The 4,762-nt window shown below is 68.7% G+C and carries 6 protein-coding genes and 1 tRNA gene; 3 read left to right on the top strand and 4 right to left on the bottom strand.

The window, feature by feature from the left end; all coding sequences use genetic code 11:
* Positions 1-39: 39 nt before the first annotated feature.
* Positions 40-1,908 (top strand): ABC-F family ATP-binding cassette domain-containing protein, encoded by a 1,869-nt coding sequence (locus BEP24_RS15905; protein WP_065965095.1) that lies wholly within the window; start codon positions 40-42, stop codon positions 1,906-1,908.
* A gap of 127 nt (positions 1,909-2,035) precedes the next feature.
* On the opposite strand, the gene BEP24_RS15900 is transcribed toward BEP24_RS15905, so the two are convergent.
* Positions 2,036-2,530, bottom strand: a complete 495-nt coding sequence (locus BEP24_RS15900) for a MarR family transcriptional regulator (protein ID WP_065965091.1) — start codon at positions 2,528-2,530, stop codon at positions 2,036-2,038.
* 80 nt (positions 2,531-2,610) lie between these two features.
* Here BEP24_RS15900 and BEP24_RS15895 point away from each other — a divergent pair.
* Positions 2,611-2,682, top strand: a tRNA-Gln gene (locus BEP24_RS15895).
* 66 nt (positions 2,683-2,748) lie between these two features.
* Entirely contained in the window at positions 2,749-3,177 is a 429-nt protein-coding gene (locus BEP24_RS15890; protein ID WP_290439188.1) for a hypothetical protein, read from the top strand.
* 140 nt (positions 3,178-3,317) lie between these two features.
* Here the strand turns inward: BEP24_RS15890 and BEP24_RS17740 are convergent, their stop codons facing one another.
* The 3 genes from BEP24_RS17740 to BEP24_RS15880 form a co-directional block, all read right to left on the bottom strand.
* Entirely contained in the window at positions 3,318-3,473 is a 156-nt protein-coding gene (locus BEP24_RS17740; protein WP_171898847.1) for a hypothetical protein, read from the bottom strand.
* A gap of 60 nt (positions 3,474-3,533) precedes the next feature.
* Positions 3,534-4,256, bottom strand: a complete 723-nt coding sequence (locus BEP24_RS15885; RefSeq protein WP_065965087.1) for a hypothetical protein — start codon at positions 4,254-4,256, stop codon at positions 3,534-3,536.
* 240 nt (positions 4,257-4,496) lie between these two features.
* The coding region (locus tag BEP24_RS15880; RefSeq protein WP_141693497.1) for an integrase core domain-containing protein at positions 4,497-4,762 on the bottom strand (266 nt) is incomplete at its 5' end.

The following is a 4,762-nucleotide window of genomic DNA, read 5'->3' as shown; positions in this document are numbered from 1 at the left end:
GCGCACCCCGCACCCCCGCGCGCCGCCTACCCTTGACGGGTGGCTCATCTCCTCGGCGCCGAGAACATGCATCTCGAGTTCCCCACCCGTGTCGTCTTCGACAGCGTCACCATCGGCCTCGACGAGGGCGACCGGATCGGCGTCGTCGGCCGGAACGGTGACGGCAAGTCGACCCTGCTCGCCCTGCTGGCCCAGCGCCTCGAACCGGACGCCGGCCGCGTCACGCACCGCCGCGGCCTGACGGTCGGATACCTCGACCAGCGCGACGTCCTGCCGGCCGGTGCGACGGTCGGCGCGACCGTCGTCGGCGACCTCGAGGAACACGAGTGGGCCGGCGACCCGAAGATCCGCGACGTGATCGGCGGCCTCGTGTCGGACATCCCGTGGGAGGCCGTCGTCGATGACCTCTCCGGTGGTCAGCGGCGACGGATCGCGCTCGCGAAGCTCCTGGTCGGCGACTGGGACGTCCTGTTCCTCGACGAGCCGACGAACCACCTCGACGTCGAGGGCATCCAGTGGCTCGCCGACCACATCAACCGTCGCTGGTCGTCGAACCAGGGCGGCATGGTCGTGGTGACGCACGACCGGTGGTTCCTCGACGCGGTGTCGACCGACACGTGGGAGGTCCACGACGGCGTCGTCGAGCCGTTCGAGGGCGGCTACGCGGCGTACATCCTGCAGCGGGTCGAGCGTGACCGGCAGGCGGCGGCGTCAGAGCAGCGTCGCCAGAACCTGGCGCGCAAGGAGCTCGCGTGGCTCCGCCGCGGTGCCCCGGCGCGCACGAGCAAGCCGAAGTTCCGCATCGACGCGGCGAACGCCCTCATCGACGACGTCCCGCCGATCCGCGACACCGTCGCGCTGTCGCAGACGGCGACCGCGCGGCTCGGCAAGGACGTCGTCGACCTGCTCGACATCGGCGTCACCTTCGGCGACGACGTGATCCTGCGTGACATCGAGTGGCGCATCGCACCGGGGGAGCGGACCGGCATCCTCGGGCCGAACGGTGCCGGCAAGTCGACGCTGCTCAACCTGGTCTCCGGCAAGCTGCAGCCCACCGTCGGCCGGGTGAAGACCGGTAAGACCGTGCAGGTCGCGGTGCTCGACCAGCAGCTCGCCGACCTCGCGCAGTTCGCGAACGACCGCGTCCGCGAGGTCGTCGCCCGCAAGAAGACGAGCTACGTCGCCGACGGCAAGGAGATGACGCCGTCGCAGTTGTTGGAACGGCTCGGGTTCACGTCCGAGCAACTGTCGACGCCGGTGAAGGACCTGAGCGGTGGCCAGAAGCGCCGGCTCCAGCTCATGCTGATCCTGCTCGACGAGCCGAACGTGCTCATCCTCGACGAGCCGACCAACGACCTCGACACCGACATGCTCGCCGCGATGGAGGACCTGCTCGACACCTGGCCGGGCACCCTGCTCGTCGTGTCGCACGACCGGTACCTGCTCGAGCGCGTCACCGACCAGCAGTACGCGGTCCTCGGCGGTCGCCTCCGGCACCTGCCGGGCGGCGTCGACGAGTACGTGCGGCTGCGCGCGTCGGGTTCCGTCCCGCAGACCGCATCAGCGGCTGCCGCCGCCTCGGCCGGGAGGCCCGACACGGCCGGGTCCGCGGGCTCGGCCGGGTCCGTGGCCGGGTCGGGAGGCGCGGGTCCGGTCGGTGGGGCCGGCTCGGCTCCGGCGCTGTCGGGTGCGGACCGTCGCACCGCCGAGAAGGAGATGTCGGCGCTCGACCGCAAGATCGCGAAGGCCGGTGCCGACCGGCAGAAGCTGCTCGACGCCTTCGCGGCGCACGACCAGTCCGACTACGCGGGGCTCGGGGAGCTGCAGACGAAGCTCGCGGCGCTCGACGCCGAGGTGGAGCAGCTCGAGGAGCGGTGGCTCGAGGTCGCCGAGGTGCTCGGGGTCTGACATCTCCGGGCGGCGGTGGCGCTGGCTCGCGTCCCGTCGCGGGGATGGAGCAGGAGATGTCGGGTGACGGGCGTACAGCCGACGGTTCCTGCTCCATCGACCCCTCTCGGTGCGTCGGGGGGACGCGCTAGTCGCCCAGCCCGAGGATCAGGCGCCGCAGGAGGCCGGACAGCTGGTCCTGCTCGTCGTCGGCGACACCTGCCAGGATGTCCCGCTCGGCGCGGAGCAGATCGGCGATCGCCGCGTCGACCGCCGCGCGACCGGTGGCGGTCAGGGACACGAGGATGCCCCGGCCGTCCCGCGGGTCGGTCCGGCGGGACACCAGGCCCCGGGCGGCGAGCCGGTCGACGCGGTTCGTCATCGTGCCGCTCGACACCAGGGTCTGCTGCAGCAGCGACTTCGGGCTCAGCTCGTAGGGCTCACCCGCACGGCGGAGGGCCGAGAGCACGTCGAACTCCCACGGCTCGACGTCGCTCGCATCGAAGGCTGCTCGTCGAGCACGGTCGAGGTGCCGGGCGAGCCGGTCCACGCGGGACAGGACCTCGAGCGGGCCGAAGTCCAGGTCGGGGCGTTCCCCGCGCCACGCAGCGACGATCCGGTCGACCTCGTCCTGCTGCGGCATCCCTCCATCTTGGCCGAACCCGTCGGACACGGCCAGCCGTACGGTCGTGGGAGGATGGTCGCGCACCCCGAGGGGTGTGTTCCGCCTTGGTGTAACGGCAGCACGACGGCCTTTGGTGCCGTTAGGTCCGGGTTCGAATCCTGGAGGCGGAGCGGGCGGACCGGATCCGGCGCGCCATCTCGGAAGTCGGGTTCCTTCTGAACGACCAGGCGAGACGATTGCGCGCCGGACGCAGCACGACGGTCGGCCTCGTCGTGCTCGACGCCGGGAACCTCTTCGTCTCGGACGTCGCCCGCAGCGTCGAGGGCGCTGCTGCGGAATGCGGACTCGCCGTGCTGGTCGGTAACAGCGACGACTCCGCCGAGCGGGAGCACGTCTACGTGGGCCTCTTCGAAGAACGCCGTCTCGCCGGGCGCCTCACCACGCCAGCGGCAGAGGACCTGTCGAGCCTCGTCCTGTTGCGGGCGCAAGGCGCCCCGGTGGTCCTGGTCGAGCGCGGAGCGGATGCCTCCGGCTTCCCCTCGGCGGCGGTCGACGACGAGCGCATCCCCGGAACCCGTGGAACGCCCGTCAGCACTGATGTCCGGGATCGGCGCATCACTGGCGTCCGCGGACGCGCCGAACACCTCACGCGGAACGGAAGGTAGTTCGAACCAACCAGCGGCACTCCGTCCGATGATGCTCCGGGTGTTGCGGGCATCCTGCACGAGGTTGCAGCTCGAACGAAGCGATGCACGCGCACAAGACAGGAGAGGCACGCCCGAAGGCATGCCTCTCCTGTTGACCGCTAGGGCTGATCGCCCGTGTGCTGTGCCCGTCGGTCGCGTGCCTCCGAGTCCTGGCGGCGTTGGGTCGGTCCCTTCTTGAAGGACCCCCACACCGCGGTGCCGATCAGGATGAACGTGACCACGAGCACGACCGGGATGAAACCTGGGATCAGCATTGGATTCCCCTCAAGAAGACGGACAGGTTCGTCTGCGCTGACTCTACGCCGAGCGCGCGATCAGTAGTTGGTCGTCCAAGCTCTCGATGTCGTGACCCGCAGCGAGACGTAGAGATCCTCGCTCGATCCGAGGCTGGTCGACTTGTACAGCGCGTGTTCCTGTGCGTACGCCTCGAGGGAGCCGTCCTGCTTCTTCCGCTTGATGGTCACGGTCGGTGCAGCAACCAGATTGCCGTACTTCACCACCGCGTTCGCCTTGTTCGCGGTGTCGATCTGTGCCCCTCCGGTGTAGCGCTCGTAGGTCGCGTTGAACCAGAGGTCGTACGGGCCCGTGGCGATCTCGACCTTGCAGTTGGACTCGACGACGTAGCCGCCACCGTTGGATTCCTTGCATCCTGTGATCTGCTGGGGTTGAAGCGAGCGAGACCCGGCCTTCGCGCCCCCAGCGGTGACCGCCGGCTTCTCGAGCGAGGTGACGGCGACGGACCCGTCTGGGTAGACGGATCGACTCACGAGCTCGGTCGCTGTTTGCACGCTGGTCGTACTGGTCGGTTCAACGGATTGCGACATCGAGTCGAGGAGACTGCCGCTGTCGAGCTTGGCGATGAGCGCATCCTGCGTCGCCGACTGGACACCTTGGCTGGTGAACCATTCCCGGAGCGCTGTCTGGTCCTGGGTCGTCGTCGTGGCCGAAGCGGGAAGCGCGCCGAACATGCCGGAGCAGAGTGCCCCGACGACGACGGCAGTGATTGTGACCTTCTTGACCGAGTTCGTCGTGCTCACCAGGAGCCTCCCTTGGTGCTGGTTGCCTTGTTGTTGCCGACTTTGAGAGAGAGGCTCGCCGTGAAGGAGCCGCCGCCCCTCGAAGAGTTGTAGACAGTCGTTGCTGTTGCGGTCGCCGGTCCGGACGCGTTCTCGTTCCTCTTCGTGATCTTGAGGGACGGCGTCGGTGCCGTACCCGCAATCGCGTAGGCGTACGGTGCAGAGACTTGGGACTGCTGCAGGTTTGGTTGACTCGTTCGTTTAGGCCGCGAGTGCGACCTGTGGGTTGATGATCGTCTCGTACTCGATTGGGGTCAACTTCCCAAGACCGCGTTGGCGTCGTTTCCGGTGGTAGGTCGCTTCGATCCAAGTGATGATCGCCAGCCGGAGCTCTTCCCGGGTCGTCCATCGTTTCCGGTTGAGGACGTTCTTCTGCAGCAGGGCGAAGAACGATTCCATCGCAGCGTTGTCCGCGCAGGCGCCGACTCTGCCCATCGATCCGAGGAGCCCTGCATCGCAGAGGGCGC

This window comes from Curtobacterium sp. UCD-KPL2560, assembly GCF_001705035.1.
Lineage (GTDB): Bacteria > Actinomycetota > Actinomycetes > Actinomycetales > Microbacteriaceae > Curtobacterium.
This window is presented reverse-complemented; position numbering and strand designations above follow the sequence as displayed.

What these genes read in the sequence shown, in the direction of transcription:
- BEP24_RS15900 (WP_065965091.1), bottom strand. Translation starts at nt 2,530, where the DNA reads ATGCCGCAGCAGGACGAGGTCGACCGGATCGTCGCTGCGTGGCGCGGG.
- BEP24_RS17740 (WP_171898847.1), bottom strand. Translation starts at nt 3,473, where the DNA reads ATGCTGATCCCAGGTTTCATCCCGGTCGTGCTCGTGGTCACGTTCATC.